Raw genomic sequence first — 25,688 nt, 5'->3', positions numbered from 1 at the left:
CCCCTCGGACCCGTCCCCCGACCACGCCGACCACATGGGCGGGGTGGTTCATCCCGCCCATGTGGTCGGCGTGGTCGGGGGACGGGTCCGAGGGGTGGTCGTGGGCGGGGGCGGCGTCGAGGCGGCCCCCGACGCGGGCCTTGAGGGGTGTCAGGGCGGCTTCCGGCCGGGCGGTGACCACCCAGCGGTCGCCGACCAGGTACGTACCGCCGTACGCACGGGCCTCGGTCAGCCAGGCGCGCAGGCCGTTGCCGGTGGCGAAGGTGACGAGCCGGTAGGCGCCGCGGGCGGTCCGGCACTCGCCCTGGCGCAGTTCGTCGGCGTCGACGCTGACGGTGGGAGTGCAGCCGAGGGCGGTGGCCAGGGGCTGGAGGCCGGGCGGGCGGGCCGTCTGCCGGGCGGCCGTCGCGGCCGGCTCCCGGACCGGCTCCCGGGCCGTCGTCCGGGCCGGCCCGCCGGCGGCGCAGCCGGGGAGGAGCAGCGCGGTGGCGAGCACGGCGACCGCGGCGCGGCCGGTTCCGCGGGAGGGGGCCACGGCCGTGTCTCCTATCCGGCCGCGGGGGCCTTCTTGCCGGTGTCGGTGATGGCGAACCACAGGCCCTGCTTGCCGTGGCCGTTGGTGTCGCCCGGCTTCTTGTCCCCGGTGAACCAGTAGACGGGCCAGCAGTTGATGGTGAGCTGCATGGTCCCGTCGGGCCGCTTCACCGATCCGATGAGTTTCCTGGCTATTCCGGAGACCTTTTCCGCGTCCACCGGCTTCGCCGGCTTCCACGTATTCACGCAGGCGCCGACGCAGCCGATTTTCATGGGCCAGGCGCTGTCCTTGTCGAATCGGTAGAGGGTCATTCCGGAGGCCTCGGCCACGAGATTTCCGAAGCGCGGGTCGCGGAACACCGAGAGTTCGGCGCCGCTCTTGGAGTCCATCTTCATGTCCTCCATTCCCGTGCCGTTCCCGCTCCCGCTCCCGCTGCCGCCGCTGCTGCCCGCCGATCCGGCGTCCTTGGCCTTCTTGCCGTCGGGTGCGAGCGCGTGCCATGTGCCGCCGACGCCCTCCCCCTTCGCCTCGCCGGGTTTGGTGTCCTTGGCGTAGCGGTACACGGGCCAGCCGCCGAGGGTGAGCTGGCGGGTGCCGTCGGAGCGGAGCACCTCGCCGAGGAGGGTGGCGTCCACACCGGCCGCGGCGGTGGCGTCACCCGCGGGGACGGGCGGCCACGCCTCGGCGCAGTCGCCGTCGCAGGCGGACCGGGGCGGGGCGGCGCTGTCCTTGTCGAAGCGGTAGAGGGTGGCGCCGGAGCCGTCCGTGACCACGGTGCCCACGCCCGAGATCTCCCGGGCGGCGAGCTTGCCGGCCGGCTCGCCCTTCCCGGCGGCGCCCGAGTCGCCGTATCCGGAGCCGGTGTCCGACCCGTCGGAGCCGGACCCGTACCCGTCGGCCGATCCGTATCCGGATCCGGAGCCGTATCCCGAACCGGCCGCCGCGTCCTTCGCCGCGCCGACGCCGCCCTGCTGCTGGACGGAATTGCCGACCGGGGCCGCGCGGTCTCCGCCGGCTCCGCAGCCTGCGGTGAGCAGGAGCACGGCCACTGCCGTTCCGGCGATGATTCCGCGGCGCTTGTCGTCGTCCATCGTCTTCTCCTCCGTATTGCGAACGTCTCTGGCCTCGAGCGTCTCCGCCCGGCGGACGTCCTTTACTGCTGGGGAAATTCATACGGGAGTTCCGGGGCCGGTTGCGAGAATCGCGGCGGAATTTATCAGATCCCGCCAACATTGAACTCGCCTGCTCCGGCAGTCGTTTCCCGCGTCATTCCTGCATGCGCAGGGCGAGCGCCGGGCAGCGGCGTACGGCGCGCAGCGCGCGGGCCCGCTGGCGCGGGGGGACCGGCATCGAGGCCTGGGCCGGGAAGCCGTCGGGGTCGAGGCTGACGACGTCGGGGAGGACGTCGGCGCACAGTCCGTGGCCCTTGCAGAGCGTCCAGTCGACGACGAGCTGCTGGCGGCCGTCCGGCTCCGGTGGCGCGGCGTCCGGGGGCAGCGGGAGGGCCCCGAGCACGGCGCGGCCGCAACCGCGCCCGTGGGCGTGGTCGTGGAACTCGTCGGCGAACACGGCGAGCGCGGAGGCCACGAACGCGGCCGTACCGTCGGGGTGGCTGCACGCGCCCCTGCGCCGGACCGCCCGCATCCGCGCCTCCAGGTCCCCGAAGGCGCGCCGGTCGCCGACGAGGGCGTCCTCCAGCCGTTTCGCCAGGGCCGGCAGGCCGTTGGCGCAGGGGCCGCACTGCCCGGCCGACTCGCCGGCCATCCAGCGGGTCACGCGCGCCACCTCCCCCGCGGGGCAGGTGTCCTCGGGCAGCGGCAGCACCGCGCCGGCCCCGAGCACGGCGTCGTACGCCGACAGCGACTGCCGGGAGACCAGGGCGGCGTTGGCGTCGCGCGGGGTCAGCCATCTGCCGTGGTAGCCCCCCACGAGGACCCCCTGGCCCGCGTCCATGCCGCTCTGCCGCAGGACGTACGGCAGCGGGACGCCGGTCGGGGTCTCGACGACGACCCGGCCTGCGATGGTGAGGAGCAGGGTGCCGGGTTCGTCGGGCAGGCCGGCGGCCCGGTAGGCGAGGGCGCCGAGCCGGGCGGCGACCGCGAGCTGGGCGAAGGTCTCGGTGTTCGACAGCAGGGTGGGCAGGCCGCCCAGGCCCCGGTCGCTGGTGCGGACGCGACGGCCGGCGGGCACCGCGGCGGCGCCGCTGATCCCGGCCACGAGCGCGGTGCCCTCGCCGGTGACGAACCGCTCCGGGAGCCGCACCACCCGCAACCGGACGGCCGTGGGCCCCCGTTCGGCGATGGCGGCGCTCGCGGACTCGTGGACGTCCGACCGGGTGACCCCGACCACCACCTCCTCCGCGCCCAGCGACTCGGCGGCCAACTGGGCGCCGTCCAAGACCAGATGGGGTACGTGGAGCCAGAGGGCGGTGTCCTTGAGGCAGGCGGGTTCGCCTTCGCTGCCGTTGACCACGACGTTGCACCGGCCCTCGCGGGAGGCCGTCGAGCGGGTCACGGCCTGCACCTTGCGGGCGAACGGGAAACCGGCGCCGCCCCGGCCGCGCAGGTCGACGTTCTCGGCCAGGTCGGCGAGTTCGTCGGGGCGGAACCGGGGCGGGGAGCCGTGCAGGGTCAGGTGTCCGACCCGGTCCAGCCGGCCGGTGCGGTCGAGTCCGGCGAGCAGGCGGGGTGGCCCCACGGAGCCGAGGGCGGGCCGGGGTTCGTACACCGCGGTCACCGTCCCGGACCGGGGACGAGGCGGGGCGCGGGCCCCGGGAAGGCCCGGTCGGGGCCGGGCTGGGGTGGGATCAGGTTCGGCTGGACGGGGATGGGCTGGGTCTCGATGAGGTCCGCCCGCGCGTCCCCGGCGGCGGGCCGGGAGTCCGCCAGGGGGATCATGGGGACGGCGGGTCCGGGCGCCACGCCGATCAGCGGCGGTCGCGCGTCCGGCGCCGCGGCCGGCGGGTCGGCCCGGGTCGGCGCGGCGGCGGGCTCCGGCGTGCCGGCGGGGGGTCGGGCCGTGCCGGCGGCGCCGCGCAGCCGGTTCCGGACCCGCAGCGCCACGAGGAACGCGGCCGCGGCCAGGCAGAGCATGTACGACGTGGTCACCCAGTCGGCGGCGGCGCGGCCGGCCCGCAGCCCGTGCACCAGGGCCGCGCCCCAGGCCGGGTACGCGCCCATGTGCAGCACGCGCCACCACACCGAGCGGCTGCGGGTGGCGAAGGCGCTGCGCAGCGCGCCGGAGGCGGCCACGGACACGAAGAGGTAGCCGGCCAGGGTGCCCAGGCCGATGACCAGCGGACGGTCGCGGTCGGCGAAGGGCACGACCGCGGAGGCGGCCACCGTGGTGCCGCCCGCGATCTTGGCCCAGATGTGCAGGCCGAGGAAGCCCAGGCCGGACACCGCGAGGGCGCGGTGCACCCCCTGTGCGAGGAGCCGGTGGCCGGAGTCCAGGACGGTCCGGTCGGTGGCCGCCAACCCCCACAGCACCGCGGCGGAGAGCGAGACGAGGGAGAGCACCCCCGCCCCGAAGTCGAGGAACTCCCATATACGGGTGAGCGCCCCGGCCCGGGCCGCCACGACCAGGACGAGGACGAGCGCGGCGCCGGCCGCGTACCGCGGGGCGCGCGGCGTGCGCCCCGCCGCCGGGGCGAGGGACAACGGCGGGCGCCGGACGGCCCGCCGGCCTGCGGTGCGGGCGGCTCCGGCGTGCCGCCTTCGACGGCTGGCGCGGTGAGTTCGCGGCGGGTGCGTGTGGGACAGCGGCATCGGGTCTCCCGTGCGCCCCGCGTACCGAGGCTCCACCTCACGCTCGGCACCACGGGGGGATAGTGGTCGGTACTGCGCGGCGGTGCCGGCAAGTCCGGCAGCTCGGCCGTCGGAGTGGCAGAAGCATCGTGGAGCTTGGCAACGCGCCCACAGGATTTATCTAAACGTGACAACTTCTGGCGGGCGTGTCGCCATGACATCGTGTAACCACGGAGGATTCCGTTCCAGTGGTGCGGCAGGGACGGGTGATCCCCGGGGTTGCCGCCCGCTCCGTTCCTCGGCGGCGCGACGCTGCGCAGCCGCGGGACAGCCAGTGGTGGGCTACCTCTGGGAGGGAGTGATGAGGCCTCAACTTCCCCGCCGGACATGACCGGTTCGGCGAGGGAGCCCACCTCGACGGGCCTGCCGCTTTTCCGCTCGGGCAGGCCTCACCCGGCATGAACGAGGTAGCGATGTGCGAACTTCTCAACCGCATCTGGTCCCGCCCGCGCGGCGAGTGGCGCCGTGTGCTGCGCAGGGAACTCCCGGCTCTGGTCGGCGAGATCGTGGAGGAAATGCTGCACGGATCACCCGCACTTCCGGCGGGCGTCGAAGACATGGACGACGAACTGCTCCGGCGCGCACTGGAGGAGGCCCTGCTCGTCGCGCTGGGTTACCAGCGCCCGTCCCCGCGGCGACACGAGGACCTGGACACCGCGTCCGTGGACACCGACCCCGCTGACGCTCCCGTGGGAGCGGCCGGCATACGGGGCGCGGGCGGAACGCGGAGCGCCGGAGGGGTACGGGGCGCGGACGCGCCCGACGCCGTCCCCGAACACCACGCCCGGGCAGACCACCCGGGCCCGCAGGAGGCCCGCGGCCACGACTCGCCCGTCGTACCCGACCGGGCCCGCCAGGAGCTCTTCCACGCGCTGACGGGCGACCCGGGGCTCACCGACATCCAGTTGGCCGAGCTCGCGGACTCCGCCGGCTGGACCCCGCCGCCGGCGCTGCGGGCGATCGCCCTGGCCACCCCCGGCGAGGCCCAGCAGCTCGCCGCCGCCCTGGACGACGGACTCGCCGGACTGGTGGGCGGACAGCCGTGCCTGCTGGTACCGAGCCCCGAGGCCGACGACCGCACCGCCGTGGAGGCCGCCCTGCGCGGTCGGTTCGCGGCCGTCGGACACCCCGTACCACCCCGCGAGACCGCTTCCTCCCTGCGCTGGGCGATGCGGCTGCTCGCCCTCTCCCCCACCCGGGCCGGCATGGAGCCGCGCGCCGTGTTCGTCGACGACCACCTCTCGACCCTCCTGCTGCTGCAGGACGAGCCGCTGGCCCATGCGCTGGCCGCCCGCTGGCTGCAGCCGCTCGCCGACCTGACCCCGCGGCAGAGCGAGCGCCTGGAAGTCACCCTGCTGGCCTGGCTGGAGGGCGGCGGCGCCCCGGAGGCCGCCAAGGCCCTGAGCGTCCACCCGCAGACCGTGCGCTACCGGATGCGCCAGCTGGAGAAGCTGTTCGGCCCGGGCCTGCGCGACCCCCGTACCCGCTTCGAGCTCGAGATGGCCCTGCGCAGCCGCCGCCTGATGGCCGAGGTCCGGCGCCAGCACACGCGGGTGGGCCGCCGGGTGCGGTCCGTGACGACCGAGTTCCGTCCGCTGGGATCCGTACAACTGGCCCGCGTCAACGGGCTGTAGGAGCGAGCAGCTCCGGCCACGACGGCACCGCGCCCTTCCCCCGACCGCTCATGGGGGGAGGGCGCGGTGCTGTCGTGGCCGGCCGGGCCCGGCGCCCGTGCCGCGGCTCTGCCGGCCGCCGTCCCGTGCACCCGGGCGGCGGTCGTGCGGGCTGCCGCTCGTGCGGCCTGGGCATCGGTGCGGTGCGGCATGCACGGGGCTTCCGGCACGGACGGCATTCGGCACGGACGGGGCCTCCGGCACGGACAACCCCGGACGGCCGGGGCTTCCGGCACGGACAACCCCGGACGGCCGGGCCGTCCGGGGTTGCGGGGCGGACCCGGGCTACCTGCAGGCGCGCCCGGAGTTGATGCAGCGCACCGCGAAGTCCATCAGGCGGTTCGACATCACGTTGATGAAGTCACCGTGGTCGGTGACGGGCTTGTGCAGCTGCTCCGGGAAGCTGTCCACGGCGATCCGGGAGCCCGCCGGCACCCGGTAGACGATCCGCTGCACCAGCTGCGGGATCGCGGTGAAGCCGTTGGCGCAGCGGCCGCCGCGGTCGGGGAAGGCCACGTGGGTGCGGTGGTTGGCGCTGTCGATGTTGCGCCCGTCCCAGCAGCTCTGGAAGGTGAAGGTGCGCACCACGTCGCTGCCCGTCGGGCAGATGGGGTACTTGTCCTTGAGCTGGCGGTTCTCGAATCCCGTGCAGCTCCAGGACGCGTTGGCGTTGCCCGGGCCGTTGGTGAACGCCTTGGCGTCGCCGGTGATGATGCGCAGGAAGCGGGGCATGGCGGTCACCCCGGACACGGGGCTGCCCTTGAACTGCAGGGTCACCTGGCGCGGCCGCTGGATGGTGCCGACGTTCGCGTCCTGGCCGCCGCCGGGGGCGTTCACGTCCCGCTCGGCGCGGCCGTCGCGGAGCCGGAGCACGGGCCAGTAGTAGGTCGACCTGTCGCCGTTGCTGCAGGTGGTGCCGGCGGCGGCGAGGGTGTCGTTGCTGGAGAAGGCGTCGGTGGCGAGGTTGCCGACGTAGTCGTGCATGTGGTGGGCGCCGTTGCTGACACCGGGGGCGACGATGACGTTGTCGGGGTTGAAGTGGCCGTTCTCGTTGCGCCCGCAGAAGACGGTGAGGGAGCCGTTGGACGCGCCGGCCTGGAGGGCCGGGCGCCGCACGTTGGGCCGTACGGCGGTGATCGGCACGAAGTCGCGGCGGCTCGGGCCGCCCCTGCTGCGCCGCTCCGACGTCCCCTGCTGCTGCGCGGCGGCGTCGCCGGTGGACGCTCCTGCGTCGTCCGGTGCGGCGGAGGCGCCGTTCGCGGGCGCCGCGGCGTCGGCGGGGTCGGCGGGGGTGCGGCTGATCGAGCAGGAGCTCATCTGCTGCAGTTCGCCGGGGCGCCGTGCGAAGTCGCCGATGGCGTCGGCCACCCGGTCGATGGACCCGTCACGCTGCTGCTCCAGCCGGCCCAGGAGCGCCTGCTCCGAGGCGCGCCCGGTGGCCAGGTCGCGGTAGGCGTCGGCGAGTTGGGTGTCCAGGTCGGCGAGGTTGCGGTCCACGGCGGCCCGCGCCTGGTCGGGTACGGCGGTCAGCCGGTCGCCCACGTCGGGGCAGTCGATGGTGGCGGTGACGACCTGGGTGCCGTTCCCGGCGCGGCTCGCCCCGTCGTTGGAGGTGATGCCGGCGGAGGCCTGCTGGGCGACCACCGCGACGGCACCGGCGCCCAGGGCCAGGGTGGCGACGAGGGCGAGGCCCTTGCGGGACAACCGGGTGCGCTTGTGGCCCTGTTGTCGACTCATTCGATCACTTCACTTCGTCAAGGGGGCGGTTGGGATGGTGGCCGAGGACGCGGGTGCGCCGGGCGCGGGGCTGGGGTCGACGAGCGCCTCGAAGTCGACCAGGCCGGTGTCCTCAAGGACCGTCATGTGGTCCAGCACCGTGGCGTTGGCGGTGGTGGCCAGGGCGCGCACCATGGAGTTGCGGGTGTTGGCCCGCACCAGCGCCACGAGGGCGAAGACCTTGCCGTGGGCGGCGCGCACCAGCTGGACGAACCGCCGCTCGTAGGCGTCGCCCTGGAGCTGGTCGAGTTCGGAGAGCCAGCCCTGCTGCTGCTCGGTGGGCTGGGTGGGCAGGTCCAGGCCGAGGGCCTGGCCCACCTCGATGTCCCGCCGGTCGAGGTCGCTGTGGCCCATGACGAGGTGGTCGCCGGCCGTGCGGATGCTGGCGCGGCGGCCGCGCTGCTGGGCCTGGCGGCCGGCCGGGCCTTCCCACAGGCCGGCCAGCCGCACCTTGCGCACGAAGTCCCGGTCCTGGGCGGTGAGCGGCCCGTACGGCGTGCTCAGGGTGCCGAGGCCGTCGTCGCCCGACGCGGCCGACGCCGAGGCGGCGGTCGGCCGGGCGCCGAACGAGTCGACGGGGACCAGCAGGGCCAGCAACGTCAGTGCCAGCGCGCCGATGACGAGACCGCCGGCAAGGGTGTGTCGGGTGGCGTCCGGCAGGGACCGTAGACGCAGGGGCAGCACGCATCCTCCTCGCTCCGAGTGCCGGGAGACGGGCGGGCGTCAAGCGGTACGACGGCACCGCTCGGGCGGTGCGCGGACCCGCGTTCCCGGGGGTGCGACGGGACGCTAGTGCCGGATGTGGTGGCCTCGCGGCAAGTGCATCACCATCGGACAAACATCCGGGCGGTGCCGCGGAAGGCTGCTACAGTCCCGTACCCGCGGTCCGGCCGCCCGTCCGGCCCGCGGTCGCGCGCCTGGTCGCGCCCGGCCCCGCGCCCGGGTGTCCGACCGCGTGTCCGGCCCGCTGTCCGGCCGCGCGGCGCGGTCGGGACAGCACGAAGGTGACGCTGATCAGCAGCCCCCACGAGAGCCACTTGGACAGCGCCACCGGCTGCCAGGCCACCGCCTGGGAGGGGTACGTCCAGGCGCCGAGGTAGGTGGCGATGTTCTCGGCCACCCACAGGAAGAACCCGATCAGCGCGAAGGCCACGGCCAACGGCATCCGGTGCCGGTGCTCCCCCACCCGGTACGTCACCCACGTGCCGGCCGTCGCCGCGAGCAGCAGCGCGCCGAGCGCCCAGCGGAGGTCGGCGATCCAGTGGTGGGTGAGGAAGTTGGCGTAGAGGGCCGCGGCCACGGCGGCGGTCGCGCGGGGCCGGTAGCCGGTCAGGCCGAGGTCGAACAGCCGCCAGGCGCGGCAGACGTAGCTGCCGACGGCCGCGTACATGAACCCGCCGTACAGCGGCACCCCGGCGACCTTGGTGAGGGCGTCCTCGGGATAGCTCCACGAGCCGACCCGGACCTTGACCAGCTCGAAGAGCAGCCCGAGCAGGTGGCAGAGGGCGATCACCGCGGCCTCGCCCCGGGTCTCCCAGCGGAGCACGAGGAAGCCGACGGTCAGCAGGATCCCGTACGCGAGCAGCAGGTCGTACCGCGCCACCGGCAGCGGCGGGAGGAGGGTGGAAGCGGCCATGCCGCAGAAGAGCGCGGCGGCGAAGAGGCAGCAGCGCACCTGCGTCCACCCGAAGAGCAGCAGCTGCCGCCCCCACGCACCGGCCGCCGCCCCGATCCCCGTCCCGGTCGTCCCCATGCAGGTCAGGACGGCCCACCGGCCCGCCCGGTTGCGCCGCACTCCGTCCCCGCCGACGCGGCCCGCCCCGTGTTCCGCGCCGTCCCGGAGCGGGTTTCGGCCACGATCGGGACGGAACGGACTCCTCCGTGCCCACGGGGACAGCATCCCCCCATGTCGAAGACCACCCGCTGGCTGCTCGCGGCCGCCGCCGTCGTCTGGAGCGTGTTCGCCTACCAGTGGATGGACGTCGGGTGCGACGTCCCCAAGGCCTACCTCGCGGTCCTCCGCTACGGCACCCCGGAGGGCCTGGAGTTCCTCCCGGCCTGCCACGGCTGACCGCCGGCGGCTCCGACCTCCGGCAGAGGGACCCGGGGTCGTTCCCTGCCTTTCGGCAGAGGGCGGATCGGTCCGCGGGCGCACGCCCGGCGGGATCGCGGCACCGATACTGGTCGGCGTGGATCGTGCTCGTCTCCTCCCTCGCCCCCTCCCCCCTCCGGCCCCGCTCGGACCGTCCCGGGGAGTCGTGCGTTCCCTGGCCGGGACGGTCGGCGTGCTGGGTGCGGGGCTGGGGGTGTGGGCCTCGGTCGGGCACCTCGGGCTCGTGCCGCACGTGTACGTGCAGCTGCCGGTCCTCGCCGTCGGCGGCACGCTCTTCCCGCTGCGGCGCCGGTTCCCGACGGCCGTGCCGCTCGTACTGGCCGTGCTCACCGGTCTGGCGTTCTGCGTCGGTCCGGTCACCGCGGCGACGGCGTACGGCACGGCGCGGCGTACGGTCCGGGCTGGCCGGCGCGCCCGCCTGCTGGCCGCCGCCGGCGCCCTGGTCGTGGTGGCCGCGACGGTGTCCGGGCCCTGGCTCGGGCCGGGCTCCGTGGCGTACGGGCTGGCGCTGGGCCTGGTCCTCACGCCGACCGCCGTGATCGTCCCGGGCCTCGTCGGCACGGCGGACGGGCAGCAGCGGCGGCTGGTGCGCGCGCTGCGCGAGCGCGGGGACGCGGCGGAACGGGCCCGGCGGCTGGCCGACAGCGAGGCCCGCATCCACGAGCGGTCGCGGATCGCCGCGGAGATGCACGACCTGGTCGGCCACCGGCTCAGCCTGATCTCCCTGCACGCCGGCGGGCTGGAACTGGCCCTGGCCGGGGCGGACCCCGAGCTGCGCGAGGAGGCCGTCCTCGTCCGGCGGACCACGCGCGACGCGATGCGGGAGCTGCGCCAGGCCCTGGGCGTGCTCGGCCCGCTCGGCCGCGACACCGGCTCGGAGGCGCTCACCCCCGCCACCGGCACCCGGGCCGACGTCGAGGCGCTGGTGGCGGGGTCCCGGCACGGCGGCATCGCGGTCCGCCTGGACTGGACGGGCCCGGACCTCGACGCGCGGCCGGCGCCGGTACGGCGCGCCGTGCACCGGGTGGTGCGGGAGGCCCTGACGAACGTCCACCGCTACGCGAGCACCGCCCACGTCACCGTGGTCGTGGTGCACGACGACGAGACCGTACGGGTCGCCGTCCGCAACGGCGCCGCGCCCCCCGCGGGGAGCGCGGGCACCGCCGGGGGCGTGGGCACCGGCCGCGGGCTGACCGGCCTGCGGGAACGGGTGGAACTGCTCGGCGGGTCCTTCGCGGCCGCCCCGCTGCCGACCGGCGGCTTCCTCGTGGACGCGCGCCTGCCGACCGAGCCCGGCGACGCCCCCGCCGTACCGGCCGACCGCCGCGACGCCGGGGCGGCTGATCCGTACGGCGCGGTCGGCCCGGGCGGTGCGGAGGGCCCGGGCGGTGCGGACGGCCCGGGCGGTGCGGACGCCGACCGCGGCGGGCCGCCACGGCGCCGTACCGCGCACCTGCTCACGCTCGCCCTGGGCCTGTGCGCGCTGTCGGTGCTCACGGCCCTCGGCGCCGCCTTCGTGTACGCCACCGCCCCGCACCAGGAGACCGGGCCGCCCCCGCTCCCCCGGGTCGGCATGACGTACGACGAGGTGCGGGGGTCCGGCGTCCTGGACAACGCGGCGGTCCGGGCCGCGGCCACCGGCCGCGAACCGCCCCGGCCCGCCGGCACGGCCGGCTGCGTCTACCCGTTCGCCGGCGCCACCGAGGCCCGCCCCGGCGGCCTGACCGTGGCCCGCTACTGCTTCGACGCCGCGCAGCGGCTCGTCGCCATCGACCGCTTCACCGTCCCGTCGGTCCGGGACGCCGCACCCTGGGAGACCCCGTGACCGAGCCCGCGCGGCCGATCCGCGTCCTGCTGGCCGACGACGAGACCATGATCCGGACCGGAGTCCGGCTCATCCTGCGGCACGCCGAGGGCATCGACGTCGTCGCCGAGGCCCCGGACGGCCGGCGGGCCGTCGAACTGGCCGCCGAGCACCACCCCGACGTGGTGCTCCTCGACGTCCGCATGCCCGTCTGCGACGGCCTGGCCGCGATCGCGCCGCTGCTGGCGCTCGATCCCGCGCCGCGGGTGGTGATGCTGACGACCTTCGGCGACGACGACAACGTCGTGCGGGCCCTGCGCGAGGGGGCCACGGGCTTCCTGCTGAAGGACGAGGGCCCGCAGGAGCTGATCAGCGCCGTACGGGCGGCCGCGGCCGGTGACGCCGTGCTCTCCCCCGGCGTCACCGGGGCCGTGATCTCCCGCATGCTGCGCGCCGCCGACCCGGTCGGCGGCGGCGGCGCGGACGAGCGCATCGCCCGGCTCACCGGCCGCGAGCGGGAGGTGCTGGCGATGCTGGGCGAGGGGCTGTCGAACCAGGACATCGCCACGCGGCTCGGCATCGGGACCGGCACGGTGAAGACGCACGTGGGCGCGATCCTGGACAAGACCGGCTCGGCGAGCAGGCTCCAGGCCGCGCTGCTGGCCCACCGGACCGGCCTGGCCACCTGACAGCGATCGGGCCCCCCGGAACCGGGCCGGGTTCCAGGGCCGGGTTCCAGGACCGGCTGCGGGGCGGTTCCGGGGGCCGACTGCGGGGCGGTTCCGGGGGCCGGCTGCCGGGCCGGGGCACGCCGCCCGCCTCTGCCCTCCGGTAGAGCCCGGCGGGCCGGGACTGCCCTTTCGGCAGAGGCCAACTACCGCCTCCAGGGCGATGTTTCCGCAGTTCAGCGCCCTGAGGATGGATGCGTCCCCAGGCCCGCGGCACCGTGCGCGGGCCCTCGCAACCCAGGCGGAGCACCCATGTCGCAGACCTTCCCCTCCCCCCGCGCAGCCGGCCCGTCCGGCGGAGCCGGCAGCCCACTCGCGGAGCCGGCCGCCCGCGCGTCCGGCCTGACCAAGACGTACGGGAAGGGCGAGACCGCGGTGACCGCGCTGGACGCGGTGTCGGTGGACTTCGCCCGGGGCCGGTTCACCGCCGTCATGGGGCCCTCCGGTTCCGGCAAGTCCACGCTGATGCACTGCATGGCGGGCCTGGACACGGTGAGTTCCGGCTCGGCCCGGATCGGCGGCGTCGAGCTGTCCGCCCTCGACGACCGTCAACTCACGCGACTGCGGCGGGAGAAGGTCGGGTTCGTGTTCCAGGGCTTCAACCTGCTGCCCACCCTCACCGCCCTGGAGAACATCACGCTGCCGCTGCGGCTGGCGGGCCGTCGGCCCGACGCCGCCTGGCTGGACACCGTCGTCGCCACCGTCGGACTCGCGGGCCGGCTCGCCCACCGCCCCGCCCAGCTCTCGGGCGGCCAGCAGCAGCGCGTCGCCGTGGCGCGGGCCCTGCTCTCCCGCCCGGAGATCGTGTTCGCGGACGAGCCGACCGGGAACCTCGACTCCCGTGCCGGCGCCGAGGTGCTCGGCTTCCTGCGCGACTCCGTGCGGGAGCTCGGCCGGACCGTCGTGATGGTCACCCACGACCCGGTGGCCGCCGCCCACGCCGACCGGGTGGTGTTCCTCGCCGACGGCCGCCTGGTGGACGAGCTGTACGAACCGACCTCCGGCGCCGTCCTGGACCGGATGCTTGCCTTCGACGCCCAGGGCCGCGCCTCCTGACCGCGCCGGTCGCCGTCCGCCCGTACTCCTCCAGCCTCCGAAAGCCCACCATGCTGCGAACAGCCCTGCGCAACGTCCTCGCGCACAAGGCCCGTCTGGCCATGACCGTCCTGGCGGTCTGCCTCGGGGTCGCGTTCATCTCCGGCTCGCTCGTCTTCGCCGACTCCACCACCGCCGCCTTCCGCGCCTCCCTCGCGAAGGACTACGCCGGCATCGCGGTCGTCATCGAGCCGACGTACCCGCCCGGCGCCCCGGCGGACCGGCGCCGCCCGGCCCTCGACGACGCCCTCGTGGCCCGGCTCGCCGCCGTGCCCGGGGTCGCCGCCGCCCGTCCGGTCCTCGACGGCTCCGTCACCCTGGCCGCCAAGGACGGCGAGCCGCTGCGCGCCGACGACGCCATGGGCAGGCTGGCCGCCGGCTACCTCCCGGGCCCCGACGGCACCGACCCCCGCCACCCGCTGACCGCCGGCCGGGCGCCGCGCTCCGCCGGCGAGGTCGCCCTGGACCGCGGCACCGCGGCGGCCGGCGGGTACGCCCTGGGCGACACCGTCACGCTGGCCGGCGACGGCCCGGTCCTGCGGATGCGGCTGGTCGGCCTGGTCGGCACGCACGACACCCGTGTCACCGCGGGCGGCACCCTCGCGGTGTTCGACGGGTCCACCGCCCGGAAGCTGTTCGACGCCCCGGGCGGGTACACCGGGATCGACCTGTCCGCCGCCCCGGGGACCGACCCGGCCGATCTCGCCGCGCGGGTCGGCCCGCTGCTGCCGGCCGGCCGCGCCGAGGCGGTCACCGCGACCGCACTGGCGAACCAGCAGTCGGTGTTCATCGACGCCCGGACGAGCAGCTACGCCAGGCTGCCGCTGGTCTTCGCCGCGGTGTCGCTCTTCATCGCCTCGTTCCTGATCATCAACACGTTCGGCATGCTCGTCACCCGCCGCTCCCGGGAGATCGCACTGCTCCGCGCCGTCGGCGCCGCCCGCCGCCAGGTGGTCCGCTCGGTGCTGGCCGAGGCCGCCCTGGTCGGCCTGGTCGCCTCCGCCCTGGGGTTCGTCCTCGGGCTCGGCGTCGCCACCGTGCTGCCGGACGCCCTCGGAACCGGTGACGACCTGCTGCCCCGGGGCCCCCTCGTGATCGGCCCGGCCCCGGTGCCGGCCTCCCTCGCCGTCGGCGTCGGCGTCACCGTCCTCGCCGCGTGGCTGCCGTCCCGCCGGGCGGCCCGGATCGCGCCCGTCGCCGCGATGCGCTCCGCCGGACTGCCGCCGGCCGCCGCGCCGTCCCGGCTGCGGGCCGCGATCGGCACGGCGCTGCTCGCCCTCGGCGGCGGTCTGCTGGTCTCGTTGGGCGGCGCGAAGGACGCCTCGGACGACAACCTCCGTACCGCACTGCTGGGGTGCGGGGTCCTCGTGACCGGTCTGATCGTGCTGGCCCCGCTGCTGGCGGGCCCGGTGATCCGCCTGTTCGGCCGCCTCACCGCCCGGTCGGGGATCGTGGGCGGCCTCGCCCGGGACAACGCCCTGCGGGATCCGCGGCGTACGGCCGCCACCGCGGTCGCCCTGATGATCAGTACCGCGCTGGTCTCCGGACTGGCCGTGATCGACCACTCCTCCGCGCGGGCCCTGGACGCGCAGGCGGCCGCCGGTCTGAGCGCCGACTTCGTCATCAGCACCCGCAGCGCCACCAGCGCCGTCGACGCGGCCGCCGTCCGGCGGGTCGCCGCCGTCCCCGGTGTCGCGACCGCCTCCGCCGTCGCGGACTCCACCCTCTCCACCGGTGCCCTCGCCCGGGAGGTCTCCGGGGTCGACGCGAGGACCGTGGGGGACGTCATGCGGCTCCGCTTCACCAGCGGCTCCGCCGCGGACATCGGCCCCGACCGGATCGCGGTGTCCACCGGATTCGCCCGCGAGAACCGGATCGGCACGGGCAGCCGGATCCGGGCGGGCATCGGCCCCGGCCGGGGCGACGGCGACCACGACCGGACCTACACCGTCGTCGGCGTGTACGAGGACAACCCGACCGCCCGGGACGTGCTGGCCGACCGCGGCGACGTCCAGCGGTACGGCTTCGTGCGCGGGTCCGTCCAGCGCGTCCTGGTGCGCGCCGACGCCGCCACCGGCTCCGGAGCCGGCTCCGCGGAGCTGGCGCGGCGGCTGCGGGCCGCCGTCGACCACAATCCCCTGCTGAAGGTCCAGGACCGGGCCCAGCTCGTCCGGGAGCAGGCCGGGGTCGCGGGGGACCTGGTCACCATGGTCTTCGGGCTGCTCGCCGTCGGCGTGGTCATCTCCGCGCTCGGCATGGTGAACACGCTGGCCATGTCGGTCTCCGAGCGCACCCGGGAGATCGGGGTCCTGCGCGCGATCGGCCTGGACCGCGCCGGTGTCCGCCGCATGATCCGCCTGGAGTCCCTGGCCGTCGCCGGCTACGGCACGCTGCTGGGCCTGGCGGCCGGTCTGTTCGGGGCGTGGCGGGTCAGCGGACTCGCCAACGGGGCCGTTCCGCAGTACGCGTTCGCCGTCCCGTGGGGCACGCTCGCCCTGGTCGTCGCCCTCTCCCTGGCCGTCGGCGCCGCGGCCGCGGCGCTGCCCGCCCGGCGGGCCGCGGCGCTCGGTCCGCTGCGGGCCGTGGCCGCCTCCTGACCCGGATCCGCACCCGCTCGGCCCGCTCGGCCCGTTCGGCCCCGGTGCCCCGCCCCGGTACGGCCCGGGGCGGGGCACCGGAGGCCGTCACCGGTCCCCGGACGCCAGGATCTCGGCCGCGCGCTCGCGCATCTCGACCTTGCGGACCTTGCCCGTGACGGTCATCGGGAACTCCTCGACCACGTGCACGTAGCGCGGGATCTTGAAGTGGGCGAGCCTGCCGGTGCAGTAGGCCCGGACGTCGTCCGCGGTCAGGGGGGCGGCGCCCTCGCGCATCCGGATCCAGGCCATCAGCTCCTCGCCGTACGTGGCGTCGGGCACGCCGATGACCTGGACGTCGAGGACGTCCGGGTGACCGTGCAGGAACTCCTCGATCTCCCGCGGGTAGAGGTTCTCGCCGCCCCGGATCACCATGTCCTTGATCCGGCCGGTGATGCTCAGGTACCCGTCCGCGTCCATCACGGCGAGGTCGCCGGTGTGCATCCAGCGGCCGGCGTCCACCGCCTCGGCCGTCTGCACGGGGTCCGCCCAGTAGCCGAGCATCACCGAGTAGCCGCGGGTGCACAGTTCGCCCGGGACGCCGCGCGGCACGGTCCGGCCGGTTCCCGGGTCGACCACCTTCACCTCCAGGTGGGGGCCGACCCGCCCGACCGTGGAGACCCGGCGCTCGACGGAGTCGTCCACCCGGGTCTGCGTCGAGACCGGCGAGGTCTCGGTCATCCCGTAGCAGATCGACACCTCCGCCATCCCCATCCGGTCGATCACCTGGCGCATCACCTCCACCGGGCAGGGCGAGCCGGCCATGATCCCGGTCCGGAGGCTGGAGAGGTCGTAGGAGTCGAACGACGGCTCGGCCAGCTCGGCGATGAACATCGTCGGCACCCCGTACAGCGACGTGCACGACTCCGCCTCGACGGCGGCCAGGGTGGCGGCCGGCTCGAAGGACGGCGCCGGGATCACCATGGCCGCGCCGTGGCTGGTGCAGGCGAGGTTCCCCATGACCATCCCGAAGCAGTGGTAGAAGGGCACCGGGATGCACACCCGGTCGTGCTCGGTGTAGTGCAGCAGCTCGCCCACGGAATAGCCGTTGTTGAGGATGTTGTGGTGGGAGAGGGTGGCGCCCTTGGGAAAGCCCGTGGTGCCGGAGGTGTACTGGATGTTCACCGCGTCGTCCGGGCCCAACTCGGCCTGGGCCCGGGCCAGTCGCCCCGGGTCCGCGGCGGTGCGGCCTTGGTCGAGCAGCTTGTCCCACTCGGGGCCGTCGAGCAGCGTGACGAACTCCAGGTCCGGGCAGCGGGGCCGGACCTCCTCGATCATGGCGGCGTAGTGCGAGGACTTGAAGCGCTCGGCGGCCACCAGCATCCGCATCCCCGACTGGCCCAGCACGTACTCGAGTTCGTGCGCCCGGTAGGCCGGATTGACGGTGACGAGGATCGCGCCGATCTTGGCGGTGGCGTACTGGGTGACGGTCCACTCGGCGCGGTTGGGCGCCCAGATGCCGACGCGGTCGCCGCGGACGATGCCCAGCTCCAGCAGCCCGAGGGCGAGGGCGTCCACGTCGGCGGCCAGCTCCGCGTACGTCCAACGGCGTCCGGCCGCCCGGTCCACGAGCGCGTCGCGGTCGGGGAAGCGGGCGACGGTGCGGTCGAAGTTCGCCCCGATCGTGTCACCGAGCAAGGGCGCCGTGGAGGCGCCGGAGGCGTAGCTGGGCTCTACCGGTGCGGTGGACCCGGGGGTGGTCGGCTGCTCGGACACGCGGGGTCTCCCTGTCGGAGTCGGGTTCGGGCACGTGCGGGCGGCGACCGCCGCGCGGGGTGGGCGGGCGGTCCCGCCATGATCCTTGCAGGTGGGGAGCCGGTGCGGGAGGGGTTCGGCGCTCGTCTCCCGGTCGCATCGCTCGTGCGTCGTACCATCGCCGCATGGCCGACTCCGCGTACGGGACCACCACCGGGGCCGTGGCACGGCTCCTCGGCGTGTCGCCCACGACCCTGCGTTCGTGGGAGCGGCGCTACGGCATCGGTCCGGCCGCGGAGCGGCAGGAGGGCCGGCACCGCAGGTGGACGCCCCGCGACATCGCGGAGCTGGAGGAGATGTGCCGGCTCACCGCCTCCGGCGTGCCGCCGGCGGAGGCGGCCCGGGCCGCCCTCGACGGGCGGTCCGCGCGCGGCACCGGGGCCGGGGACCTCGGCGGTGCCGGGGACGCGGGCGTCGGGGGTACCGGGGACGCGGGCGTCGGAGGTGCCGGGCACGCGGACGTCGGAGGTGCCGGGGACCCGGCCGGCCCCGGTGGCGTCCGGCGTACGGGCGACGCGCCGGGTACCGGCGCCGGGTCCAAGGGCCCGGGCGGCGCCGCGGGCGGGGCCGTCCCGCGCGACGTGCGGCAGGAGCGCCGCGGTCTGGCCCGGGCGGCGGTGCGGCTGGATGCGCCGGCCCTGGACGCACTGCTGCACGGCGCCGTGGCGCGGCACGGCCTGGTGACCGCGTGGGAGGAGGTCATGGCTCCGACGCTGCACGCGGTGGGACGCAAGTGGGAGACCGCCGGCGATCGGTACGTGGAGGTCGAGCACCTGCTGTCCTGGCACGTCTCGACCGCGCTGCGGCGGGCGGCGTCCCTGCCACGACCGGTCGCGCGGGCCGGAGAGGACGGTGGCGGCGGTCCCGCCGGGCGGGGTCCGTGGCCCGGGGCCGGGCACGAGTACGGCGGTGGAGGCGGGCGCGCGGCCCGGGCCGCACCGGTCCTCCTGGCCTGCGTGCCGTCCGAGCAGCACACCCTGGCGCTGGAGGCACTCGCGGCGGGCCTGGCCGAACGTGGGCTGCCGACCCGGATGTTCGGGGCCGGCGTGCCGGCCGAGGCACTGGACGCCGCCGTGCGGCGGACGGGGCCGGCGGCCGTGGTGCTGTGGTCCCAGGCGCGTTCCACCGCGAGCCGGGCGCTGGCCCGGTCCGTGGCGGCCGGCGGGTTCGGCGTGCGCGGGGCCCGGACCCGGCCGGCGGTGCTCCTCGCCGGGCCGGGCTGGGCGGGCCGGACACCGGATCCGGGGATGGCCCGCCCCGCGTCGCTGGGCGAGGCCCTCGACGTCCTGGGCCGCCTCTACCCGCCCGGCGGGCCGTCGGGCGCCGTGCCCTGAGGCGACGCACTGCCGCTTGCCGGTCCCTCCCGGGGCTGTGGAGCCGTCCCGTGCGACGGGCTCCAGGCTCCGGCGCGGGCACGGGGCGGCGGACGGGACGTCGCCGGGGCCCGCGGGCGGTCGGGCCCCGGCCCCCTCAGCCTCCGGGGCGGGGACCGACCCCCGCCACTCGCACCGTTCGTGCACCGTTTGGTGCGGGGCGACCGCTCACGCCCCGCCCCGTGCCGCCCGGAAGCGGGCCAGGCCGTCCCCCAGTTCCACCACCGGTCGCGGGTAGTCCGCGCAGGCGGCCCGGTCCGGGGCGGGGAGCTTCCACGGCTCGTGCACGAACCGCACCGGTACGTCGGCCAGTTCGGGCACCCAGCGGCGGACGTACGCGCCGTACGGGTCGTACCGCTTGCCCTGGAGCACGGGGTTGAGGACCCGGTTCGGGCGGGTGTCGGTGCCCGTGCCCGCCACCCACTGCCAGTTCAGCTGGTTGTTCGCCACGTCGCCGTCCACGAGGAGGTCGAGGAAGTGGCGGGCGCCCTCGCGCCAGTCCACGTACAGCGTCTTGGTGAGGAACGAGGCCGCCAGCAGCCGGCCCCGGTTGTGCATCCAGCCCTCGTGCGCGAGCTGGCGCATCGCCGCGTCGACCACGGGATAGCCGGTCCGGCCCGCCCGCCACGCCCGCAGGTCCGCCTCGGCGTCCCGGCCCCGGCGCCAGTGGTCGTGCCGCGGCCGGTAGTCCTCGGCGGCGGCCTCCGGGCGCGCGGCGAGCACCTGGTGGTGGAAGTCCCGCCAGCACAGCTGCCGTACGAACGCCTCGGCGCCGGGGCCGCCCCGCGCGCGGGCCCGGTGCACCACCTCGGCCGCGGACAGCGCGCCGAAGTGCAGGTACGGGGAGAGCCGGGAGGTGGCGTCGCCGGCCAGGTCGTCGTGGCGCTCCTCGTACGCGTCGGCGTGGCGGGAGAGCCACGCCGTCAGCGCCTTGCGGCCCTCCCGCTCGCCGCCCGCCGCCAGTCCCTCGGAGACGGCGGGGACGGCGCAGCGGTCGGGGAGCGGCTCGGAGGGCACGTGCGCGGGGACCCCGATCCGGCGCGGCGCCGCGAGCGGGGTGCGCAGGGCCTGCGCGGACCACCGGCGGTGGTACGGCGTGAAGACGGCGAAGTGGTCCGAGCCGCCCGGGGTCACCGCCCCGGGCGGCAGGGCGGTGACGACGCCGTCGTGGACGTACAGCCGCCGTCCCTCGGCTTCCAGGGCGCGCCGCAGCCGCTCCTCGCGCCGGCGGGCGAAGCTGCTGCACCCCGCGGCCATGTGCACGGTGTCGGCCTCGGCCTCCCGTACGACGCGGACGACCTCGGCCACCGTGTCGCCGCTGCGCACCACCAGCCGGCCGCCGCGCTCGTGCAGGCCCGCGTCGAGGTCGCCGAGGCAGTCGGCGAGGAAGGCGAGCCGGTTGGGGGCGGCGAACCCCGCCTTGTCGACGGCGGGGTCGCGCACGAACAGGGGGACGACCTCCTGCGCGGAGTCGAGGGCGGCGCGCAGCGGCGGATGGTCGTGCAGGCGGAGGTCCGAGGTGAAGAGGACGAGCGAGACGTTCATGGCGCCACTCCTGGGCGGGCGGGGCCCACCCGGGCACGGCACCCGGCCCGCCGCGGCGGGTGCGGGCGGGACGGTTCGGGCGCCGGGTGGGCGCGTCACTGGCGGTTTCGTCCCTGTCTTCGGCGCCCGGCCCGCCGGCGGATGCACCCGTGAGGGAGGAAGTCCGGACGCGGCCCGGGTGGGACGGGATCCGGAGGGGACGGCCGGCCCCCTCAGCCGCCCGCCGTCGGCGGACCGGCCGGCCGTACGAAGGCCGTCCACGAGCCGGGCTCTGCGGGCAGGTCCCGCACGACCTCGGCGCACGCGCCGTGGAGGTCGCGGACGAGCGACGCGACGTCAGCATCGCGGCGGCGGCGCACCGCGCGGGTCGGGGGCGGGCCGCGCGCTGGTAAAATGGCGGCACGCTTCGACCATCGGGGCCCGTACCCAGGGGGTACGGGCCCCGATGCGTTTCGGCCGCAACCCGCAGGAAGGTTCCCCCATGAACGCGCACGCGTCAGCCGCCGACGACTCCGGCGCCACCGAGGCCACGCCCGTCGACGTCGACGGCGACGGCGTCGCCGCAGGTGCCGAGGCGGCCGACGGGGCGGAGCCCGTGTCGTTCGCCGACCTGGGGCTGCCGGCGGCGCTCCTGGAGTCCCTGACCGGCCTCGGAGTGACGCGGCCGTTCCCCGTCCAGGCGGCCGCGCTGCCGGCCGGGCTGGCCGGCAGCGACGTACTCGGCCGGGCCCGGACCGGATCGGGCAAGACCCTTGCCTTCGGCCTCCCGCTGCTCGCCCGGACGGCCGCGCGCCGCGCGGCGGCGGCGAGGCGGCCGCACGCGCTGGTCCTCGTACCGACCCGGGAGCTCGCGCAGCAGGTCGCCGACGCGCTGGCACCGCACGCCCGGGCGCTCGGCGTCCGGGTGGCGACCGTGGTGGGCGGCCTGTCCGTCGGGCAGCAGGCCAGGGAGCTGCGGGCCGGCGCCGAGGTGGTCATCGCCACCCCGGGCCGACTGGCCGACCTGGTCGACCGCCGGGACTGCGCCCTCGACGCCGTACGGATCACGGTCCTGGACGAGGCGGACCGGATGTGCGACATGGGCTTCGGCCCCCAGGTGACGCGGCTCCTCGACCAGGTGCACCCCGACGGCCAGCGGATGCTGTTCTCGGCCACCCTCGACGGCGAGGTCGACGGCCTGGTGCGGCGGTACCTGGTCGACCCCGTCCTGGCCGCGGTCGACGGGGCGGACGACGGCCCGGTGGACGGCGGCGAGACGGTGGAGCACCACCTCCTCCAGGTCCAGGCGACGGAGAAGTACGTCGTGGCCGCGCAGATCGCGGCCCGCGAGGGGCGGGTGCTGATGTTCCTGGCCTCGAAGGCGGGCGTGGACCGCTTCACCCGTGAGCTGCGGGCGGCCGGCGTCAAGGCGGCCGCGCTGCACAGCGGGAAGTCCCAGCCGCTGCGCACCCACACCCTCGAGCAGTTCCGGACGGGCGCGGTGAACGTGCTGGTGGCGACCGACGTGGCGGCCCGCGGCCTGCACGTCGAGGCACTGGACCTCGTCGTCAACGTGGACGCGCCCACGGATCCCAAGGACTACGTGCACCGCGGCGGCCGCACCGCGCGCGCCGGGGCGGGCGGCAGCGTGGTCACCCTCGTCACGCCGGGCCAGCGGCGCGACCTGAACCGCATGCTGACGGCGGCGGGGATCCGGGCCGTGGTCACGCCGGTCCGTCCGGGCGAGCCCGAGCTGGCCCGGATCACCGGCGCGCGGAGCCTGCCGGACGCCGACGCGGCCGCGCCGGGGGCCCGCCCCGCGAAGGGCCCCGGCGGCGACGCCACCCCGGGGGCGGCGGGCGGGCCGGCGGGCCGCGGCCGGGGCGGGGAACCCGCCAGGGGCGCCGGACCGGGCACGGGCTCCGGCTCCGGCTCCGGCTCCGGTTCGGGATCCGCGGCCGGTACGGGCGGTCGCGACGCGGAGTCGGACCGGGCCCGCAAGGTGCCCTTCCGAGGCCTGGGCAGCGGCGGCGGAGGCCGCTCGGGCGGGCAGTCGCGCAAGTCCGCCGAGGCGCGGCAGCTGGCCGACGCGCGGAAGGCCGCCCGGGTCCGCAAGGGCCGCTGAGCTCCGGGCGGGGCGCGCGACCCGCACACCCCAGCCGCATGGACCGCGTCGGCCCGCCGGTTGCGGGTAGCCGCGGGACATGAGCTACGTACACAAGGGCGAAGGCTTCACCCGCGACAGCCGCTACCTCACCACCCGCATCACCGCGGACGGGCGCGACGGCTTCCCCGTGGAGGCCGGCCGCTACCGGCTCGTGGTCAGCCGCGCCTGCCCCTGGGCGAGCCGCACGGTGACCGTGCGGCGCCTCCTGGGTCTGGAGCGGGCCCTGCCCATGGCGATCGCCGGGCCGGTGCACGACGAGCGCAGCTGGACGTTCGACCTCGATCCGGGCGGACGGGACCCGGTGCTCGGGATCGAGCGCCTCCAGGAGGCCTACCTCGCCCGCGACCCGGGCTACGACCGGGGCATCACGGTGCCGGCGGTCGTGGACACGACGACCGGCGAGGTCGTGACCAACGACTTCGCGCAGCTCACGATCGACCTCTCGCTGGAGTGGGCCGCGCACCACCGGCCCGGCGCCCCCGCCCTGTACCCGCCCGCGCTGCGGTCCGAGATCGACGCGGTGAACGCGGTGGTGTACGAGGACGTGAACAACGGCGTCTACCGGGCCGGGTTCGCCGGCTCGCAGTCCGCGTACACCGAGGCGTACGCCGCACTGTTCGCCCGGCTCCACCGGCTCTCGGACCGGCTCGCCGGGTCCCGCTACCTGGTCGGCGACACGATCACCGAGGCGGACGTACGGCTCTTCATGACGCTGGTGCGCTTCGACGCCGTGTACCACGGCCACTTCAAGTGCAACGCGCGCAAGCTGAGCGAGATGCCGGTGCTGTGGGCCTACGCGCGGGACCTGTTCCAGACCCCGGGCTTCGGCGACACCGTCGACTTCGACCACATCAAGCGGCACTACTACGTGGTGCACTCCGACATCAACCCCACGGGCATCGTGCCCGCGGGTCCGGACCTGTCGGACTGGCTGGTCCCGCACGGCCGCGACGCGCTGGGCGGGCGGCCCTTCGGGGACGGCTGCCCGCCGGGACCGGTGGCCCCCGGGGAGGCCGTACCGGCGGCCCACACCCCGTGGGGCGCCCGCCCGGTCGGCGGGCCGGGCACCGGGGCCGACCGGGTGCCCGCCGCGGTGACGGGCCCGCCGGCCCGCCGGTGACCCCGGCGCCGACCCGGCCCCGGTGGCGGCCGCTCCCCGGCCCCGGTGGCGCCCGCTCCTACGCGGCCCGCTCGTGACCCGGGCGCCCCGCACCGCCGTCGCCGTCGCCGTCGCCGTCAGCCGAGCCAGCCCGCCGTCATGCCGACGACCGCGGAGCCGTCCAGGTCGGCGAGCTTGGTGCCGACGAACTCCCGCGCCCAGTCGGAGGTCTGGATGCGGAAGGCCGGCTCGTCCGCCGTCAGCGCCGCGACGACGGGGGCGGCCGCCTCCTGCGGGGTCTGGGGCGTGCTGAAGGACTTCATGGCGTGGTCGATGTAGCCGTGCAGGGCCTGCCCGTACGGGCCGGCCGCCTCGACCATCGCCGGCACGTCGAGGCCGATGTTGGTGACGAACTCGCTGGCCACCGCGCCCGGCTCCACCACGCTCACCCGGACGCCGACCGTCGCCGCGACCGGGGCGAGGGCCTCCATGAAGCCCTCGACGGCGAACTTGGCGGCGCAGTAGGCCTCGTTGAAGGGCTGGCCGATCACGCCGCCGACGCTGGTGACGCTGATCAGCCGGCCCCGGGAGGCGCGCAGGTGCGGGAGGGCGGCGCGGGTCACGGCGACGACGCCGAAGAAGTTCACCTCCATGGTGGCGCGGACGTCCTCGAGGGTGCCCTGCTCGATGGTGGCGACGTGGCCGGCGCCCGCGTTGTTGACCACGGCGTCGAGGCGGCCGTACTCCGCGACGACCTCGGCGATGCAGGCCACGGCCGCCGCCTCGTCCGTCACGTCCAGCTTCTTGATGTGGACCCGGTCGGCGACGCCGGCCTCGGCGGCGGCCGCGCGCAGTGCGTCGGCCTTGGCCAGGTTGCGCATGGTGGCCACGGTCGTCCAGCCGGCACCGGCCGCGGCCACGGCCGCCGCCAGGCCGATCCCGGAGGACGCCCCGGTGATCAGGACGATCTTGTCGGTGGTCTCGGTGGAGCGGGTGGTCTCGGTCGTCGCGCTCATCGGTGGCCTCATTCCAGTCACAAGCGATCAAATGCCGCACACATTGTTTGCGTGCACACGCACACACCATAGAGATGTGTGCGTATGCACGCAAGCCCGGTAGGCTGCCCGCATGAGCCGTGACGACAACCTGACCATGGGAGACCTCACCGGCCGGGACCGCGCCTTCTACGGTCTGGTCTGGGCCGGTACGACCCTGACCGCGCGCGTGGACCAGGCACTGATACGCGGCCACGACCTGCCGCTCTCCTGGTTCGAGGTCATGCTGTGGCTGCGCGCGCAGCCCAAGCCCGTCGCCCCCTCCTCACTCGGCGCCCGTACGCTGCTCAGCCGCAGCCAGGTCTCCCGCGTGGTCGACGCGCTCCAGGCCCGCGGCCTGGTCGAACGCGTGCCCTCCCCCACCGACGCCCGCTCGGTGGGCATCGCGCTCACCCCTCAGGGGCACGAGGCGTTCGCCGAGGCCGACGCCACCCGGCGCCGGGCCCTGGCCGAGGTCTTCGACGACCGGCTGGACGACGCGGACGTCGAGGCGCTCAACGGCGTCTGGGCCAAACTCAAGAAGCCGTCGGCGTAGCGGGCGGGCTCCGG

At 76.0% G+C, this 25,688-nt stretch carries 20 protein-coding genes; 10 read left to right on the top strand and 10 right to left on the bottom strand.

The genetic code is table 11. The features are described from left to right. The 4 genes from IF43_RS0124970 to IF43_RS0124955 all read right to left on the bottom strand — a co-directional run. Positions 1-535: hypothetical protein (locus tag IF43_RS0124970; protein WP_051796053.1), on the bottom strand; the 535-nt coding region annotated here is incomplete at its 3' end. 11 nt (positions 536-546) lie between these two features. Beyond that, the gene (locus IF43_RS0124965; RefSeq protein ID WP_037889922.1) at positions 547-1,626 is read right to left on the bottom strand and encodes an SCO0930 family lipoprotein; all 1,080 of its coding nucleotides are present in this window, start codon (positions 1,624-1,626) and stop codon (positions 547-549) included. 175 nt (positions 1,627-1,801) lie between these two features. Then, positions 1,802-3,262 carry an NADH-quinone oxidoreductase subunit NuoF family protein gene (locus tag IF43_RS0124960; protein WP_234332524.1) on the bottom strand — a complete coding sequence of 487 codons (1,461 nt, stop codon included), beginning with the start codon at positions 3,260-3,262 and terminating at the stop codon, positions 1,802-1,804. 5 nt (positions 3,263-3,267) lie between these two features. Then, entirely contained in the window at positions 3,268-4,194 is a 927-nt protein-coding gene (locus IF43_RS0124955) for a hypothetical protein (protein ID WP_063753392.1), read from the bottom strand. Between the two features lie 560 nt (positions 4,195-4,754). On the opposite strand from IF43_RS0124955, the gene IF43_RS0124950 reads away from it, so the two are divergent. Then, entirely contained in the window at positions 4,755-5,975 is a 1,221-nt protein-coding gene (locus IF43_RS0124950; RefSeq protein WP_030204668.1) for a helix-turn-helix domain-containing protein, read from the top strand. 324 nt (positions 5,976-6,299) lie between these two features. On the opposite strand, the gene IF43_RS0124945 is transcribed toward IF43_RS0124950, so the two are convergent. From IF43_RS0124945 to IF43_RS0124935, 3 genes are all read right to left on the bottom strand, one after another. After that, the gene (locus IF43_RS0124945; protein WP_030204667.1) at positions 6,300-7,751 is read right to left on the bottom strand and encodes a DUF1996 domain-containing protein; all 1,452 of its coding nucleotides are present in this window, start codon (positions 7,749-7,751) and stop codon (positions 6,300-6,302) included. Between the two features lie 9 nt (positions 7,752-7,760). Then, a complete protein-coding gene (locus IF43_RS36870) occupies positions 7,761-8,474 on the bottom strand; it encodes a DUF4142 domain-containing protein (protein ID WP_078910426.1) in 714 nt (237 codons plus the stop codon). Between the two features lie 181 nt (positions 8,475-8,655). Further along, positions 8,656-9,543, bottom strand: coding sequence for a DUF817 domain-containing protein (locus tag IF43_RS0124935; RefSeq protein ID WP_078910428.1), 888 nt, complete (start codon positions 9,541-9,543; stop codon positions 8,656-8,658). Positions 9,544-9,696: 153 nt separating this feature from the next. Here IF43_RS0124935 and IF43_RS43035 point away from each other — a divergent pair, with 153 nt between their 5' ends. The 5 genes from IF43_RS43035 to IF43_RS0124910 all read left to right on the top strand — a co-directional run bounded on the left by IF43_RS43035 (position 9,697) and on the right by IF43_RS0124910 (position 16,127). After that, a complete protein-coding gene (locus tag IF43_RS43035) occupies positions 9,697-9,861 on the top strand; it encodes a hypothetical protein (RefSeq protein WP_234332523.1) in 165 nt (54 codons plus the stop codon). A 187-nt stretch (positions 9,862-10,048) separates the two neighbouring features. Next, positions 10,049-11,728 carry a sensor histidine kinase gene (locus IF43_RS0124925; protein WP_051796050.1) on the top strand — a complete coding sequence of 560 codons (1,680 nt, stop codon included), beginning with the start codon at positions 10,049-10,051 and terminating at the stop codon, positions 11,726-11,728. Next, positions 11,725-12,396 carry a response regulator transcription factor gene (locus IF43_RS0124920; protein WP_030204658.1) on the top strand — a complete coding sequence of 224 codons (672 nt, stop codon included), beginning with the start codon at positions 11,725-11,727 and terminating at the stop codon, positions 12,394-12,396. Before IF43_RS0124925 ends, IF43_RS0124920 begins: the two co-directional genes overlap by 4 nt. 291 nt (positions 12,397-12,687) lie before the next feature. After that, positions 12,688-13,491 (top strand): ABC transporter ATP-binding protein, encoded by an 804-nt coding sequence (locus tag IF43_RS0124915; RefSeq protein WP_030204656.1) that lies wholly within the window; start codon positions 12,688-12,690, stop codon positions 13,489-13,491. Positions 13,492-13,541: 50 nt separating this feature from the next. Further along, positions 13,542-16,127, top strand: a complete 2,586-nt coding sequence (locus tag IF43_RS0124910) for an ABC transporter permease (protein ID WP_030204654.1) — start codon at positions 13,542-13,544, stop codon at positions 16,125-16,127. Between the two features lie 87 nt (positions 16,128-16,214). On the opposite strand, the gene IF43_RS0124905 is transcribed toward IF43_RS0124910, so the two are convergent. Next, positions 16,215-17,882: an AMP-binding protein gene (locus IF43_RS0124905; RefSeq protein WP_030204652.1), complete on the bottom strand. Its 1,668-nt coding sequence runs from the start codon at positions 17,880-17,882 to the stop codon at positions 16,215-16,217. 164 nt (positions 17,883-18,046) lie between these two features. Here IF43_RS0124905 and IF43_RS0124900 point away from each other — a divergent pair, with 164 nt between their 5' ends. Next, positions 18,047-19,255 (top strand): MerR family transcriptional regulator, encoded by a 1,209-nt coding sequence (locus IF43_RS0124900; protein ID WP_030204651.1) that lies wholly within the window; start codon positions 18,047-18,049, stop codon positions 19,253-19,255. Positions 19,256-19,462: 207 nt separating this feature from the next. On the opposite strand, the gene IF43_RS0124895 is transcribed toward IF43_RS0124900, so the two are convergent. Then, positions 19,463-20,839, bottom strand: coding sequence for a deoxyribodipyrimidine photo-lyase (locus IF43_RS0124895; protein ID WP_030204648.1), 1,377 nt, complete (start codon positions 20,837-20,839; stop codon positions 19,463-19,465). 481 nt (positions 20,840-21,320) lie between these two features. Here IF43_RS0124895 and IF43_RS39820 point away from each other — a divergent pair, with 481 nt between their 5' ends. Both IF43_RS39820 and IF43_RS0124880 read left to right on the top strand, forming a co-directional pair. Continuing rightward, on the top strand, positions 21,321-22,943 hold the full coding sequence (locus tag IF43_RS39820) for a DEAD/DEAH box helicase (RefSeq protein WP_158939486.1): 1,623 nt from the start codon (positions 21,321-21,323) through the stop codon (positions 22,941-22,943). A gap of 79 nt (positions 22,944-23,022) precedes the next feature. Then, on the top strand, positions 23,023-24,105 hold the full coding sequence (locus IF43_RS0124880) for a glutathione S-transferase family protein (RefSeq protein WP_078910424.1): 1,083 nt from the start codon (positions 23,023-23,025) through the stop codon (positions 24,103-24,105). A 116-nt stretch (positions 24,106-24,221) separates the two neighbouring features. Here IF43_RS0124880 and IF43_RS0124875 read toward each other — a convergent pair whose 3' ends face one another. Continuing rightward, positions 24,222-25,100 (bottom strand): SDR family NAD(P)-dependent oxidoreductase, encoded by an 879-nt coding sequence (locus tag IF43_RS0124875; protein WP_030204642.1) that lies wholly within the window; start codon positions 25,098-25,100, stop codon positions 24,222-24,224. Positions 25,101-25,212: 112 nt separating this feature from the next. On the opposite strand from IF43_RS0124875, the gene IF43_RS0124870 reads away from it, so the two are divergent. Further along, a complete protein-coding gene (locus tag IF43_RS0124870; RefSeq protein WP_030204641.1) occupies positions 25,213-25,674 on the top strand; it encodes a MarR family winged helix-turn-helix transcriptional regulator in 462 nt (153 codons plus the stop codon). Positions 25,675-25,688 lie beyond the last annotated feature (14 nt).

The organism is Streptomyces sp. NRRL S-87 (genome assembly GCF_000719335.1).
Classification (GTDB): domain Bacteria; phylum Actinomycetota; class Actinomycetes; order Streptomycetales; family Streptomycetaceae; genus Streptomyces.
The sequence above is the reverse complement of the archived record's forward strand: the minus strand, read 5'-3'. Positions and strand labels throughout refer to the sequence as shown.